Consider the following 13,695-nt stretch of genomic DNA (forward strand, 5'->3'; position numbering starts at 1 on the left):
ACCCCTTAATGGCAAAATAGTTGCGCTGCACCTGCAAAGTAGCTAGGACGGACGCCAAAGTGAAAAGGATGGATCAAGATGGCACATGATGGACAAAGCGCACCGCTGCTGCATGGCACGCTGCTGGACAATCTCACCGACCTGACAGGCGCGGCCATTGCCCCCGCCGAGGCCATTCTGGAGACCGCCAAAGCACATTTGCGCGACCTCGTGACCATTGATGGCCGCGTCTCGGGCGCCGCCGTCGAGGCGCATCAGACTGCCGCACACGGGCTGGCATGGCTGGCCACTTACGTCGAATCGCTGCGCCAGATGCAAAAATGGGCCGAGCGGCTTACTGAGGAGGGCGCGTTTGGCGAGGTCGAGCAATTGATCCACCAGATCGCGTTCGGCGAATATCTCTGGCAGCTTTACGGCGGCATCCCGATGAACCAAGGCGAGATGCTGCGCCTGCAAGATATCGGCCTGAACCAGGACGAGATGCAGGTCATGATGACGCCCGAAATCATGACACTCACCCAAAACGGCAACACACAAGCCGCCCGCGTGCGCCTCGTGGAGTTGATGCAAGAGCGCGCCGCCGAGATCACCGTGGGCAAGACCGGCCTCGACGAAGAGCTTGAGATGATCCGCGAGCAGTTCCGCCGCTATGCGCTGGAGCGGGTTGAGCCCGACGCGCATGAATGGCACCTCAAGGACGAACTGATCCCTATGGAGATCATCGACGAGCTGTCCGAGATGGGCGTCTTTGGCCTGACCATCCCCGAAGAATATGGCGGGCTGGGCATGAGCAAAGCATCAATGTGCGTCGTCTCCGAGGAGCTAAGCCGTGGCTATATCGGTGTGGGCTCGCTCGGCACCCGGTCCGAGATTGCCGCAGAGTTGATCATCGCGGGCGGCACAGACGAGCAAAAAGCCAAATGGCTGCCGAAACTGGCAAGCGGCGAGACCCTCCCCACGGCTGTGTTTACCGAGCCCAATACAGGCTCCGACCTTGGCTCCCTGCGCACCCGCGCGGTCAAGGACGAAAATGGCGATTGGAAAATCACGGGCAACAAGACGTGGATCACCCACGCCTCGCGCACCCACATGATGACAGTGCTCGCGCGCTCCAAGCCCGACACGACAGATCATCGCGGCCTGTCGATGTTTCTGGCCGAGAAAATTCCCGGCGATTGCGCCAACCCCTTCCCGACCGAGGGCATGTCCGGCGGCGAGATCGAGGTTCTGGGCTACCGCGGCATGAAGGAATACGAGCTGGCCTTTGATAATTTCCACGTCAAGGGCGAGAACCTTCTGGGCGGGGAAGAGGGCAAAGGCTTCAAACAGCTGATGGAGACGTTTGAAAGCGCGCGCATCCAGACCGCCGCCCGCGCCGTGGGTGTCGCGCAATCAGCGCTCGATGTGTCCATGCAATATGCCATCGACCGCAAGCAATTCGGCAAGAGCCTCATTGAGTTCCCGCGCGTGGCGAGCAAGCTGGCGATGATGGCGGTGGAGATCATGGTCACACGTCAGCTGACCTATTTCAGCGCGTTCGAGAAAGACAATGGACGCCGCTGCGATCTGGAGGCCGGGATGGCCAAGCTGCTGGGTGCACGGGTTGCGTGGGCAGCGGCGGATAACGGTCTGCAAATCCATGGCGGCAACGGCTTCGCTCTGGAATACAAGATCAGCCGCATCCTGTGTGACGCGCGTATCCTCAACATCTTCGAGGGTGCTGCCGAAATTCAGGCACAGGTCGTGGCGCGCCGCCTTCTGGCCTGAACGCCCCAAAAGACATGAAAAGGCCCCGTGCAAGGACTGCGCGGGGCCTTTTTCGTTGCCGTGCCCCTAGGGCGCGATACGCAAGGAGATTGGCTCCAGCCCGTCAATGGCCCCTTTGAGCCGCGCGCCCACATGCACCGGCCCCACACCCGCAGGCGTGCCGGTATAGATCAGATCCCCCGGCATCAGATGATAGAACCCCGACAGATGCGCGATGATCTCGGGAACGGACCAGATCATCTCGCTGAGATGCCCGCTCTGGCGCAGCGCCCCGTCCATCTCCAGCGTGATCGCCTGATCGCCAACCGCGCCAAAACCCGCGCTCGGAGTGATAGCACCCATGATAGCGGATTGATCGAAATCCTTGCCCAGATCCCACGGCTTGCGCTCCTCTTTAGCCTTTGCCTGAAGATCGCGGCGCGTAAGGTCAATCCCGCAAGCATAGCCGTAGACGGCCGCCATCGCCGCGTCCTGCGACACCTTGTAGGCTGGCTTGCCGATGGCGATCACGAATTCCATCTCGTAATGGCAATCCGCGGTGCCCGCCGGATAGGTGATCTCGGCCCCCGACAGGACCAGAGCATGGGCCGATTTGGTGAAGTAAAAAGGCGCCTCCCGGTCCACCTCATTGCCCATCTCGGCGGCATGGGCCGCGTAATTGCGCCCCACACAGAAAATGCGCCGCACCGGAAAGCGGTCTGCGCTGCCGGTGATCTCAATGCTGGGAATGGCGGGGATATCAAAGATGGGCTGGTCCATGGGAGGCTCCTTTACTGCACGTCTGACCTCATATGACGCCGCCCCGTGCCATAGTCAAAGCGGCAGGGCATTGGCCCCACCTCTGCCCTGTGCCATCACTAGCGGGCCAAGCCAGTCCTGAACTCGGAGGGGCCACCATGCCCGATTACCGACGCTATGCCATCTATTTCACGCCACGCGCCTCCGGGCCTCTGGCGGAGTTTGGCGCGCGCTGGCTGGGCTGGGACATAGCAGTCGGCAAGGCGGTGGCACATCCCGTGCTGCCGGGCCTGCCCGCACCCATGGCCGAGATCACGCAAACGCCCCAACGCTATGGGTTTCACGCCACGATGAAGCCGCCCTTCAGCCTGGGCGCGGGGGACCTCGCGACGCTCAGGGATGGCTTGGCGACACTCTGCCAAAGCCACGCACCCGTCATGTTGGAGGGGATCATCCTCGCGCGGCTTGGCCGGTTTCTGGCCCTCGTGCCACATGAGGCGAGCCCCGCCTTGACGCAACTGGCCGCCGCTTGCGTGCAGGATTTGGACGCGCTGTGCGCCCCCATGACGGAGGCGGAGCTAGAGCGCCGCCGTGCAGCACGCCTCACCCCGGAAGAAGAGGCCAACCTGATCCGCTGGGGCTATCCTTACGTGATGGAGCGATTCCGCTGGCATATGACCCTGACAGGCAAGCTGCCAAAAGCGCAGGTTCTGGAGGTGGAGCGCGTGCTGCGCCCGCATATCGCGCCGCTGCTGGAGGGGGCTTTCGTCATAGATGCGCTGAGCCTTGTGGGTGAGGATGCGGAGGGTATGTTTCATCTGATCCAGCGCCGGGCGCTGACGGGCTGACGATCCTTCGAGAGCCGCGCGCGCGTCAAAACGCCCATACCTGCATCCTGCGGCTTGCAAAATGCTGCACTGCGGCGTTACTGATGTCGCATGACACTCGATGCCTCCACACCGCGCCGCGCGCGCTTGCGCCGTCACAACTGGCTTGAAGCCGGGCTTTCCGCCCTTGGCGAGGCTGGGCATGGTGCCTTACAGGCGGAACCGCTTGCGCGGCGCCTCAGCACCACCAAAGGCTCGTTCTACTGGCATTTCGATGATCTTCCTGCCTTCCACGCCGCCATCCTGGAGACGTGGGAAGAAGAGGCCACCCGCACCCTCGACACAGTACTGTCACAGGAAGAGGGCGCGGTCGCCCGCCTGCGCCGCTTTGGTCAAGTGATTGCCGACAAGCCCGGCGGCGGTGATCCCGAGCCTGCGATCCGCGCATGGGCGCTCAGCCATCCGCGCGCCGCAGAAGCGGTGGCCCGGGTCGATGCCAAACGGCTGAGCTATTTGGGTGGGTTGCTCAACGATCTTGGCATTGGCAATCCTGAGATGGCGCAGATTCTATATGCTGCCAGCATCGGGATGGAGGCTATGGGGCCTGCCGCCCCAGCGGATCGGGCGGGGGCGATGGGCACGCTTGTTGATCTGGTGTTGGTGCTACGCTGATGTGGCGCGTGAGAGAAAAATGCTGATGAGCTTGCCCTAATGGACCAAGTCTGACGATCCCCGTGCGCCAAAGATGAGCGCAAGATGATTTTCAAACGAACCGAGTAGCCGCCTCACACCTCAGCGGCCCGCGCGGAGAGCCGGGCGAGGAACCGCGCCCGCGCCTCGGGCAAAGGCTTGCCGCCCAGCTCTGCTGCAAGGTGGTTTTCCAGAAAATACCCGGTGGTTTTGAGACCCGCGAGCACGTCCACATCCTCGGCAGCACCACGCCCTAGAAGGCATTCAGGCAACGGCAACAGCCGCTCGGCCCACGCGCCCGCCCCCGCCTTTGAGACCGCCCGCCCGCTGCGCGGCGACACGAAGCTGAGATCTTCGGCGGCGTCCCCGAGCACCGTACAGGCGCTGAGATCCAGACCGAAGCCAAGCTCCTCCAAAAGCGCCAGTTCCCAGTGCAGGTAGGCCAGCGGCCAGAGCGCACCCTGCCCCAAAAGATCGAGAAGCGCCTCCGTGCGGGCATAGATCGGCGCAAACGCCTCACGCTCAGGCAGGGCGAACACTACAAGCGCCGTCACTGCGTTGAGACCCGCAAGCGCGAAACGGTCGCTCATCACGGCAGCACTGCGGCTGCGCAACGGCTCCACCTTGAAGGTGCCGATGTGATCTTCGAGCCGCGCGCGCCATATGAGGTCCAGCTGCGCGCCCGGCTGCAAAACCGGGGCCATACGCCGGCCTGCGCCGCCGCGCACCAGCCCCGCGTGGCGGCCATGTTCCGGGGTCAGCACGTCAATGATCGCAGCGCTTTCGCCATGTTTGCGCACGGCCAGCAATATGCCCTGATCGCGCCATTCCATCCGAGTGCCTCCTGACTGATCCGGTGACGTATCTGGCACCAAAGCCGCCAGATTGCCAAGCCCACAGACACAGCCGGGTCAGTCGCGCAGACCATCCTCGGCCAGAAGGTGTCGCCCGGCGCGGTCCTCTACCTCGATCACCCACAGATCAGGATCAAAGCCACGCTGTCGGGCGATGGCCGCGTCAACCTCCGCCTCAGGTCCAGAGATCAACTCCTCCCATTGGCGGGTGTCTGTCATCAGATCAAAGCGGCGCTGAAACGCTGTAGCCGTGCCGTCGAGCGGGTTGAGCTTCACCAAAACCGCGCCCGATCCGTCATCGCCATGAGCGGTCACGAATGCCGGAATCGCGTGGGTCCGCAGGCGGGCGAGATAGGCCTGCACCCAGAATTGCGCCGTCAGGCGCGCCATAGAAGCCTTGGGTTTTGAGTATTTTTGCTAAGAAGAAGCCGGGTCATGCATTGCCGTCCTTGAAGTTGAGACCCATCTCGGAATAGCGCTCGGCCTCTTCCAGCCAATTGGGACGCACTTTGATCTGTATGAATAGATGAACGCGGCGGCCCAGGAATTCCTCCAACTCGGTGCGGGCGGCGGTGGAGACGGATTTGATCGTCTCGCCCTTATGGCCCAGCACGATGCCTTTATGGCCGTCACGCATCACGTAGATCAGCTGATCAATACGGGCAGAGCCATCTTTGCGTTCTTCCCAGTTTTCCGTCTCGACGGTGAGTTGGTAGGGCAGTTCCTGATGCAAGCGCAGGGTGAGCTTTTCGCGGGTGATCTCGGCGGCGATCATACGAAGGGGCAGATCAGCGATCTGATCTTCGGGGTAGAGCCATGGACCCTCGGGCAATTGCCCGGCCAGCCATTTGCGCAGATCGTCCACGCCGTGGCCGCGTTCGGCGGAGATCATGAAGGTCTCGGCAAAACCGAAGGCATCATTGAGTTTTTTCGTCAGGCTCAGGAGGGCGTCCGATTGCACTCGGTCGATCTTGTTGATGGCCAGCGCCACTTTGCGGCCCTTGGTGACGTCGCCAAGCCCCTCAAGGATGCGCTCCACCCCTTCTGTGACGCCGCGATGCGCCTCGACCAGAAGCACCACGACATCCGCGTCTGACGCCCCGCCCCAAGCGGCGGCCACCATCGCACGGTCCAAGCGGCGGCGCGGCTTGAAAAGGCCCGGCGTGTCGACAAACACCAGCTGTGCCTCGCCTTCAATCGCCACGCCGCGGATGCGCGCACGCGTGGTTTGCACCTTGTGTGTGACGATGGAGACCTTGGCCCCCACCATGCGGTTCAAGAGCGTGGATTTGCCTGCGTTAGGCTCTCCGATCAAAGCAATGAAACCGGCGCGTGTGCTCATGGGGGCCTCTTGGTTGGGGTGAGTGTAGCCCTAGCGCAATGCGGGCGCTCTGACCAGTGGCGGCGAGGGTGCGGCAGCCTGCCGCATGTGGTCGCGGCGCGGCGTGCTTATCTATGGATCAGAACACAAACCCATGGGAGGACGTATCATGTTCAAAGGTCTTGGCGTATCAATAGCCCTTATCACAGCCGGCATGGTCGGCGCACCCGTAGCCCTTCTCGCGATAATGTAAGCGCTACTCTTCTACCCGGCTCAAAAGCGCTTTGGCGGCGGCTTGTTCCGCTTGGCGTTTTGATCCGGCGGAACACTTGGCCGTTTGCCCGTTTTCCAGCCGCGCCTCGATTGTAAAGCTTGGGGCGTGGTCAGGCCCCGTGCGGGCTGTCTCCACGTAATCGGGCGGGGACAGGCCGCGGCCCTGCGCCCATTCCTGAAGCGCGGTTTTGGGATCGCGCGCATCTGCCTCAACATTACTGATCCGCGCGCCCCAGAGGCGCAGGATCATCGCCCGTGCTGCCCCAAATCCTGCATCGGTATAGACGGCGGCGATCACCGCCTCCATCGCATCCCCCAGCAGCGCCTCTTTGCGCCGCCCGCCCGATAGCATCTCGGAGCGGCCAAGCTTGAGCACTGCGCCCAGCTCAATCTCGCGGGCCACATCGGCGCAAGCCTCCTTGCGCACCAGCGCGTTGAAGCGCGGCGCCAGAAGGCCCTCGGGTGCACCGGGATCGGCAGCCAGCAGCGCCTCGGCCATCACCAGCCCAAGCACACGGTCGCCCAAAAACTCAAGCCGTTGATTATCGTCCCGCGTGGGCGAGGACATGGAGGCGTGCGTGACCGCCTGCACCAGAAGGGCGGGCTGGGCGAACTCGTGGCCCAGACGGGCGGCGAACGCCTTCATCTCGGCCGAAAGCTTCACTCAAGAGCCTTGAAAAAACGATCCGCGCGCCACGTCCAGAAAAAGAGCATGGACCGCCCCGCCGAGGAGAAGATCAGACGATCCGCCCGACCAATGAGGTTCTCATAGGGCACGAACCCCACACCACGCACCTGAGGAGGAAAACGGCTATCGGTGGAATTGTCGCGATTGTCGCCCATGAAGAAATAATGCCCCTCGGGCACGGTGAACACGCCGGTATTGTCGGAGCGTTGGTTGGTAATATTGAGGATGGCGTGGCTCTCGCCATTGGGCAGCGTCTCGATCTGGCGCGATTTGAGGCAGCTCGCCCCCTCGCCCACAACGCCGTTTTCGCAGCGCGGACGCGACCGCAAAGGCCCCTGCGCCTCGAACACTTCCTCGAAATTGCCCGCATCCTCAAGGCCGACCGGCACGTCATTGAGATGCAAGACACCATCCTTCATCTGCACTGTGTCGCCGGGCATGCCGACCACGCGCTTGATGAAATCGGTGCCGTTCACAGGGTGGCGGAAGACGATGATATCGCCCTGTTTCGGCTCCCCGCCCCAAAAGCGCGTATTGTCACCATCGAGAAAGCCGCAGATATCGGCCGCGTCGATGTTGATGCCCACACTTGCGATGCGGATCGACGGGCAGGACGCGTAGGAATAGCCGTAGGCCATCTTGTTCACGAAGAGAAAATCGCCGATCAGCAGCGTGTCCTTCATGGAGCCTGAAGGAATCCAGAACGGCTGAAAGAAAAGCGTGCGGAAAATTCCGGCCACGATGAGCGCATAGACGACTGTCTTGATCGTCTCCCAAATCGCACTGGGTTTCTTGGTCTCATCGGCCATGGGGCACTCTCGGTTCGGGCTGGTTCAGGGTGCCCGCTTCATGCGGCGCGCAGGCTTTGGTGTCAAGCGCCGCGCCCCGTTCGTGGGCGCGGTATGCAGGGCCTCAGACAGGGCGGGCCTCGATCACGACAAAGGCCTGCGCCCATGGGTGATCATCGGTGAGCGTGACGTGGATCACCGCGCGGTGGCCCTCCGGCGTCATCTCAGCCAAGCGCTCAGCGGCCCAGCCTGTGACCTCCATCACCGGCTGCCCGGTCTCCAGATTGCTCACCGCCATATCCTTCCACGCGATCCCCATGCGCAGGCCCGTGCCCAGCGCCTTGGAGCACGCCTCCTTCGCGGCCCAGCGTTTGGCATATGTGCCGGGTGTGTCCGCGCGTCGCTCGGCTTTCGCCTGTTCTGTGGGCGTGAAAACACGGTTGCGGAACCTATCGCCAAATCGCTCCAGCGTCCCGGCGATCCGCTCAATATTGGCCAGATCCGTGCCGATGCCGAGGATCACAGGCGGTCCTCGCGGGCGAGCCGTTCGGCGTTCTGCGCCCCAAGGCGGAAGAAGAACCAGTTGAAGACCAGATAGCCCAGCGCATAAATCCCAAGCAGGATCAGGAATTGCTGGCCCAGAAACGGCGCGACGGCGAGCTTTCCAAACTGCACCATCAACGCGCCCGGCAGATAGGCCAGTGCCACGTTGAGCCCTGTCGCCAGTACGGTAAAAAGCGCGGCCAGCCGGAGGGATATGTTCGCGCCGGGCCGCTCACCATGGGTACGGTAATAATATTTGCCCTCAATCACGGCAGCGATCATCCCCGGCACCATCAGCTGCGCCGCCGATCCGATCAGTGTCTCGGTGTTGGCATTGACCACATGCACCAAAAGCGCGCCACCCAGCGCCATACCGATAAAGACCAGCGCATAGCGCACCCAGATCATGCGCCCGCCCTGCCCAGATCCATTCTCCGGCGCATCTCTGCCATGGCGGGGCCAAGGCCTTGAAAGATCGCTTCGCCAATCAGGAAATGCCCGATATTGAGCTCGCGCACCTCAGGGATCGCGGCCACTGGGCCGACCGTGTCGAAGGTCAGACCATGGCCGATATGCACCTCAAGCCCGATCCCATGCGCATAGGTGCTGGCCTCGCGCAGGGCGGCCAATTCGGCGTCGCGCTCCGCCAACTTGCCCTCGTGGTGAAAGTCGCAATAGGCGCCGGAATGTAGCTCAACCACTTCCGCACCCACCCGTTTGGACGCATCAATCTGCGCCCGGTCCGCGCCAATAAAGAGCGAAATCCGGCTCCCCGCCGCGCGCAAGGGTGCTATATACGTGGCCAGCCGATTGTCATCCGCCACCACGTCAAGGCCCCCTTCGGTCGTGCGCTCCTCGCGCTTTTCGGGCACGATACAGACCGCATGGGGCTTGTGACGCAGCGCAATCGCCTGCATCTCATCCGTGGCCGCCATCTCGAAGTTTAGCGGCACAGAAAGCTGCGCCATCAGCGCCTCGATATCAGCGTCCACGATATGGCGGCGGTCCTCGCGCAGATGCGCCGTGATCCCGTCCGCGCCTGCCGCCTCGGCCATCAGCGCCGCGCGCACAGGGTCCGGATCGCCGCCGCCGCGCGCGTTGCGCACTGTGGCCACGTGATCAATATTCACACCCAATCGAAGTTTCTCGCTCATTGGTCCGCCCTCCTTGCGCCTCAGCTCAACCTAGTGCCTTTGCAGCGCAGGGCGAAAGGGCCAAAATGCTCACGCACCCGGCGGCGTATCCACCGCTGCTTTCTTCTTGAGCTTGAGCCATTTCGCCTTCAGCCGGACCTTGCGCCGCGCCTGATACACTTTGATTATCGGAAGCGAGATATAGTAAAAGATCAGCCCAAAAATCAGACCCGGAATGATCCCGCCCACCAAGTAGGGAAAAAATACATCCTGATAAAAGATGTTCAGACTGTCCCAATGGGCCGTCTCATCCGAGAAAAGCGCCATGAAATTATGGCGCAAATCCTCGCCCGCATCCAAAAACTTACCGCCCAAAGAGCGATGCACCTCATCCGACAGCTCCCTTGGGCGGCCCAAAAGAAAATGCCCGGTCTGAAGCGACATGACCCCGATGGCAAAGAAGGTCAGCGGATTGCCCACGAATGTGGCCATCAACGCGGCCACGATATTGCCCCGCATCACTCGGGCCAAGATGACGGCAAGCACGAAATGCAGCCCGAAAAGCGGCGAGAAAGTCACGAAGACGCCCGCAAAAATGCCCCGCGCGATGCGGTGCGGCGGGTCCGGCAGGCGGCTGAGGCGGTGATTGATGTAACGGATTGCCCGCCCCCAGCCCCCTTTGGGCCAAAAGACAGAGCCCACGGTCCTTAGCACAGATCGTTTGTCTCTTCGTTTAAAGACCACCCGTGCGGCTCCTAGCTTTGCGTTGCGCCGCCGCCCGCGACGCGGGCGAGATCTCGGTGACGGTCGACCGCTGCCACATCGCTATCTGCATTGAGCGCCGAAATGAGGCTGTGCAAATGCTCCACGTCACGCAATTCCACCTCCACCAGAAGGCGGTAGAAATCAGGCTTGCGATCCACAAACGTCAGATTGGAGATATTGGCCTTGCGCTCCCCTATCAAGGTGCAAATGCGGCCAAGCACGCCTGCGTCATTGCCGATGGTGATATCGAGCGCCACATCATAGGCCGCCGCATGGGTCCCCTCGTGCCAGCGCAGGTCGATCCAGCGCTCCGGCTGATCCTCATAGGAGGCGATTGAGGGACAGTCGATCGTGTGAACCACGACGCCTTTGCCCCGGTAGGTGATACCGATGATGCGCTCACCGGGCAGAGGTTCGCAGCAGGGCGCGCGCTCAAAATGCTGACCATCGCTCAGGCCAATCACCGCACGGTCACGGCCCACCTCATCCACGCCTTGCGGGGCGAGATCGGGATAGACCGCCTGCACAACCTCGCGCGCGGTCAGCTCGGCCCGGCCCATCCGCGCCAAAAGCTCCTCGGCACCTTCAAGGCGCAGCGTACGCGCGGCCGTGCCTAGAGTTTTTTCGCTGGCGCGTTTGCCGACATGCTCAAACGCCGCGCGCGCCAATTCGCGGCCCAGCTTGATATACCGCCCGCGGTCCAACTCGCGCAGGGCGCGGCGGATGGCTGTCTTGGCCTTGCCTGTGGTGGCGATGTCGAGCCATGTGGATTGCGGGGTTTGCCCATCGGCGATGATCACCTCAACAGATTGCCCGTTCTTGATCCGCGTCCAGAGCGGCACGCGCATCCCGTCGATCTTGGCACCCACCACCGCATTGCCGATCCGCGTGTGGATCGCATAGGCGAAATCCAGAGGCGTGGCGCCGCGGGGCAGCTTGATCACATCACCCTTGGGGGTGAAGCAAAAAACCTTGTCGGTATACATCTCCAGCTTGACCGCTTCGAGAAAATCCTCGTGATCTTCCTCCACGTCGAACTGTTCGGTGAGGGTGTTGATCCATTTGGCCGGATCAACGGCGAAGGGATTTTCCGTGCGCACCCCGTCGCGATAAGACCAATGCGCGGCCACGCCCGTTTCGGCCACGTCATGCATCTGCCGCGTGCGAATCTGCACCTCCACCCGCTTGCCATCACGCCCCGACACCGTGGTGTGGATCGAGCGGTAGCCGTTCGACTTGGGCTGGCTGATATAATCCTTGAACCGCCCCGGCACGGCCCGCCAGCGTTGGTGAATGGCCCCGAGCACCGCATAGCAATCGGCCTCTGTCTGGGTAACGATACGAAAGCCATATATGTCGGAGAGCCGCGAAAAGCCCATCTCCTTTTCCTGCATCTTACGCCAGATCGAATAGGGCTTCTTCGCGCGGCCCAAAATCTCCGCCTCGATGTCGCCCTTTTTCAGTTCCTTGCGCATATCGCCGGTGATCCGCTCGATCACATCATCGGATTCGCGCTGAAGCGTGATGAAACGGCGCATGATCGATGCGCGCGCCTCGGGGTTGATCACGCGAAAGGCCAGATCCTCCAGCTCTTCACGCATCCATTGCATCCCCATGCGGCCCGCAAGCGGCGCGAAGATATCCATCGTCTCGCGGGCTTTCTTGACCTGCTTTTCGGGGCGCATCGCCTTGATCGTGCGCATGTTATGAAGCCGGTCGGCCAGCTTCACGAGGATCACGCGCAAGTCTTTGGACATGGCGATGAAGAGCTTGCGGAAATTCTCGGCCTGTTTGGTCTCGGAACTGCTGAGCTGAAGGTTGGTCAGCTTGGTCACACCATCGACCAATTCGGCGATCTCATCGCCAAACCTGCGCTGCACCTCGACGTAAGAGGCGCGCGTGTCCTCGATTGTGTCGTGCAAAAGGGCGGTGATGATCGTGGCATCGTCCAGACGCTGATCGGCCAGAATGGCGGCAACGGCGACGGGATGCGTGAAATACGGCTCGCCGGAATAGCGCATCTGGCCTTCATGCATTTCACCGCCATAGGCGAAGGCGGCGCGCAGAAGGGTTTCGTCGGTGCGTGGGTTGTAGCTGCGCACGCGGGCGATCAGATCATCGACCGTGAAGGGATCACCGCCCATGCGCCCGCGCCAAACCGGGCGGGGCTCAGCCCTGCCCTTGGGCTTTCATAAGCTCGCGCAGAAGCCGCTCTTCAGACATATCGTCTTCGGCCGGCCTGTCCGACTCGCCACCCATAAGGAGGGCCATGTTGTCTTCTTCGGCCTCATCCACTTCGATCTCGGTCTGGTTGGATTCGATCAGGCGCTCACGCAGGTCTTCAGCGCTTTGCGTCTCTTCGGCGATCTCGCGCAGGGCAACAACAGGGTTCTTGTCGTTGTCGCGGTCCACGGTCAGAGCGGAGCCTGCCGAAATCTCGCGGGCGCGGTGCGCGGCCAACATCACCAGGTCGAACCGGTTGGGAACTTTGTCAACGCAATCTTCAGTGGTAACGCGGGCCATAGGACCTCCGGATGTCTGGCTAGAATTAAGCCTTGGTCTTTACGCGGCCACGGAGGGATTGACAACCCGCAAAGCGCCCGAAATCAAAGGGGTTGGACCTCTTCCACGGCCTCTTTCGGCAGGTCGGCCACCATTTGCGCCACCGAGCGCCCCAAGATCGGGTGAACCCAGCTCGGCGCCACATCCGCGAGGGGAATCAGCACAAAGGCGCGGTCCTGCATCCTTGGGTGCGGCAAGATCAGCTCGTCGGGCGCGCGCTCCATCTGCGCCGCAAGGGGCAGGTTGCGCCACTCCGCGTGTCGCACAGGGTCAGGGTGCACCTGATCACCCAGCGAGATCAGGTCCAGATCAAGCGTTCGGCGGCCCCAGCGGCGCACCCTTTCACGGCCCATCTGCGCCTCGACACGGTGCAGGGCCGCCAAAATTTCAGCCGCGCCCAGATCCGTCTCCAGCCGCGCCGCCGCGTTGACGTAATCAGGCCCCGCCCCGGCCGGAAAACACGGGCTTGCATAAAACGCGCTGACCTCCGCCACCCGCAGGCCCTCGGCCCCCAACGCGGCAAGCCCCGCGGACAACGTCTCCTTCGGTGCGCCCAGCTTGGACGGCAAATTTGCGCCCAAAGCGATCAGGCAAACACGGCTTTCCGTTACGTCAATATCTTCCACACACCCATCCTAGCCTATTGCCAGCGCAGACCTATAACTTTAAGTCCAAAACATCCACGCTACCGGGGCTTCCCCACTACTCAAACCGATCCTTGCCCTTTCGAAATATTCGCAGATTTG

General features: G+C 62.1%; 16 protein-coding genes. 3 read left to right on the forward strand and 13 right to left on the reverse strand.

What is annotated here, in order from left to right; genetic code table 11:
* The first annotated feature begins 78 nt into the window (after positions 1–78).
* Positions 79–1,767 (forward strand): acyl-CoA dehydrogenase family protein, encoded by a 1,689-nt coding sequence (locus KUD11_RS01300; protein ID WP_109387294.1) that lies wholly within the window; start codon positions 79–81, stop codon positions 1,765–1,767.
* 66 nt (positions 1,768–1,833) lie between these two features.
* Here KUD11_RS01300 and KUD11_RS01305 read toward each other — a convergent pair whose 3' ends face one another.
* Entirely contained in the window at positions 1,834–2,526 is a 693-nt protein-coding gene (locus KUD11_RS01305) for a fumarylacetoacetate hydrolase family protein (protein ID WP_109387292.1), read from the reverse strand.
* 137 nt (positions 2,527–2,663) lie between these two features.
* On the opposite strand from KUD11_RS01305, the gene KUD11_RS01310 reads away from it, so the two are divergent.
* Together KUD11_RS01310 and KUD11_RS01315 are read left to right on the forward strand one after the other, a co-directional pair.
* On the forward strand, positions 2,664–3,353 hold the full coding sequence (locus tag KUD11_RS01310; protein ID WP_109387290.1) for a DUF1045 domain-containing protein: 690 nt from the start codon (positions 2,664–2,666) through the stop codon (positions 3,351–3,353).
* Between the two features lie 90 nt (positions 3,354–3,443).
* Positions 3,444–4,004: a TetR/AcrR family transcriptional regulator gene (locus KUD11_RS01315; RefSeq protein WP_109387288.1), complete on the forward strand. Its 561-nt coding sequence runs from the start codon at positions 3,444–3,446 to the stop codon at positions 4,002–4,004.
* Positions 4,005–4,117: 113 nt separating this feature from the next.
* Here the strand turns inward: KUD11_RS01315 and recO are convergent, their stop codons facing one another.
* From recO to folK, 12 genes are all read right to left on the reverse strand, one after another.
* A complete protein-coding gene (recO, locus tag KUD11_RS01320; RefSeq protein WP_109387286.1) occupies positions 4,118–4,855 on the reverse strand; it encodes a DNA repair protein RecO in 738 nt (245 codons plus the stop codon).
* 78 nt (positions 4,856–4,933) lie between these two features.
* On the reverse strand, positions 4,934–5,266 hold the full coding sequence (locus KUD11_RS01325) for a DUF1491 family protein (RefSeq protein ID WP_109387284.1): 333 nt from the start codon (positions 5,264–5,266) through the stop codon (positions 4,934–4,936).
* A gap of 43 nt (positions 5,267–5,309) precedes the next feature.
* On the reverse strand, positions 5,310–6,218 hold the full coding sequence (gene era, locus KUD11_RS01330) for a GTPase Era (RefSeq protein ID WP_109387282.1): 909 nt from the start codon (positions 6,216–6,218) through the stop codon (positions 5,310–5,312).
* A gap of 235 nt (positions 6,219–6,453) precedes the next feature.
* Positions 6,454–7,134 carry a ribonuclease III gene (rnc, locus tag KUD11_RS01335; RefSeq protein WP_109387280.1) on the reverse strand — a complete coding sequence of 227 codons (681 nt, stop codon included), beginning with the start codon at positions 7,132–7,134 and terminating at the stop codon, positions 6,454–6,456.
* A complete protein-coding gene (lepB, locus tag KUD11_RS01340) occupies positions 7,131–7,967 on the reverse strand; it encodes a signal peptidase I (RefSeq protein WP_109387278.1) in 837 nt (278 codons plus the stop codon). Before lepB ends, rnc begins: the two co-directional genes overlap by 4 nt.
* A gap of 103 nt (positions 7,968–8,070) precedes the next feature.
* Positions 8,071–8,469 (reverse strand): holo-ACP synthase, encoded by a 399-nt coding sequence (gene acpS, locus KUD11_RS01345; RefSeq protein WP_109387276.1) that lies wholly within the window; start codon positions 8,467–8,469, stop codon positions 8,071–8,073.
* Positions 8,466–8,897, reverse strand: a complete 432-nt coding sequence (locus KUD11_RS01350) for an ABZJ_00895 family protein (protein ID WP_109387274.1) — start codon at positions 8,895–8,897, stop codon at positions 8,466–8,468. The genes acpS and KUD11_RS01350 overlap by 4 nt, the downstream gene beginning before the upstream one ends.
* Complete coding sequence (locus KUD11_RS01355) at positions 8,894–9,643, reverse strand: pyridoxine 5'-phosphate synthase (RefSeq protein ID WP_109387272.1); 750 nt, start codon at positions 9,641–9,643, stop codon at positions 8,894–8,896. Before KUD11_RS01355 ends, KUD11_RS01350 begins: the two co-directional genes overlap by 4 nt.
* A 69-nt stretch (positions 9,644–9,712) precedes the next feature.
* On the reverse strand, positions 9,713–10,324 hold the full coding sequence (locus KUD11_RS01360; RefSeq protein WP_318010134.1) for a DUF2062 domain-containing protein: 612 nt from the start codon (positions 10,322–10,324) through the stop codon (positions 9,713–9,715).
* A 53-nt stretch (positions 10,325–10,377) separates the two neighbouring features.
* Positions 10,378–12,531 carry a RelA/SpoT family protein gene (locus KUD11_RS01365; protein WP_109387268.1) on the reverse strand — a complete coding sequence of 718 codons (2,154 nt, stop codon included), beginning with the start codon at positions 12,529–12,531 and terminating at the stop codon, positions 10,378–10,380.
* A 25-nt stretch (positions 12,532–12,556) separates the two neighbouring features.
* Positions 12,557–12,910: a DNA-directed RNA polymerase subunit omega gene (gene rpoZ / locus KUD11_RS01370; protein WP_109387266.1), complete on the reverse strand. Its 354-nt coding sequence runs from the start codon at positions 12,908–12,910 to the stop codon at positions 12,557–12,559.
* An 83-nt stretch (positions 12,911–12,993) separates the two neighbouring features.
* Positions 12,994–13,575 (reverse strand): 2-amino-4-hydroxy-6-hydroxymethyldihydropteridine diphosphokinase, encoded by a 582-nt coding sequence (gene folK / locus KUD11_RS01375; RefSeq protein WP_318010135.1) that lies wholly within the window; start codon positions 13,573–13,575, stop codon positions 12,994–12,996.
* Positions 13,576–13,695: the final 120 nt, after the last annotated feature.

Origin of the sequence: Roseovarius carneus (genome assembly GCF_020141465.1) — a bacterium.
GTDB lineage: Bacteria > Pseudomonadota > Alphaproteobacteria > Rhodobacterales > Rhodobacteraceae > Roseovarius > Roseovarius carneus.

What these genes read in the sequence shown, in the direction of transcription:
- KUD11_RS01300 (WP_109387294.1), top strand. Translation starts at nt 79, where the DNA reads ATGGCACATGATGGACAAAGCGCACCGCTGCTGCATGGCACGCTGCTG.
- KUD11_RS01305 (WP_109387292.1), bottom strand. Translation starts at nt 2,526, where the DNA reads ATGGACCAGCCCATCTTTGATATCCCCGCCATTCCCAGCATTGAGATC.
- KUD11_RS01310 (WP_109387290.1), top strand. Translation starts at nt 2,664, where the DNA reads ATGCCCGATTACCGACGCTATGCCATCTATTTCACGCCACGCGCCTCC.
- KUD11_RS01315 (WP_109387288.1), top strand. Translation starts at nt 3,444, where the DNA reads ATGACACTCGATGCCTCCACACCGCGCCGCGCGCGCTTGCGCCGTCAC.
- recO (WP_109387286.1), bottom strand. Translation starts at nt 4,855, where the DNA reads ATGGAATGGCGCGATCAGGGCATATTGCTGGCCGTGCGCAAACATGGC.
- KUD11_RS01325 (WP_109387284.1), bottom strand. Translation starts at nt 5,266, where the DNA reads ATGGCGCGCCTGACGGCGCAATTCTGGGTGCAGGCCTATCTCGCCCGC.
- era (WP_109387282.1), bottom strand. Translation starts at nt 6,218, where the DNA reads ATGAGCACACGCGCCGGTTTCATTGCTTTGATCGGAGAGCCTAACGCA.
- lepB (WP_109387278.1), bottom strand. Translation starts at nt 7,967, where the DNA reads ATGGCCGATGAGACCAAGAAACCCAGTGCGATTTGGGAGACGATCAAG.
- KUD11_RS01350 (WP_109387274.1), bottom strand. Translation starts at nt 8,897, where the DNA reads ATGATCTGGGTGCGCTATGCGCTGGTCTTTATCGGTATGGCGCTGGGT.
- KUD11_RS01355 (WP_109387272.1), bottom strand. Translation starts at nt 9,643, where the DNA reads ATGAGCGAGAAACTTCGATTGGGTGTGAATATTGATCACGTGGCCACA.
- KUD11_RS01365 (WP_109387268.1), bottom strand. Translation starts at nt 12,531, where the DNA reads ATGGGCGGTGATCCCTTCACGGTCGATGATCTGATCGCCCGCGTGCGC.
- rpoZ (WP_109387266.1), bottom strand. Translation starts at nt 12,910, where the DNA reads ATGGCCCGCGTTACCACTGAAGATTGCGTTGACAAAGTTCCCAACCGG.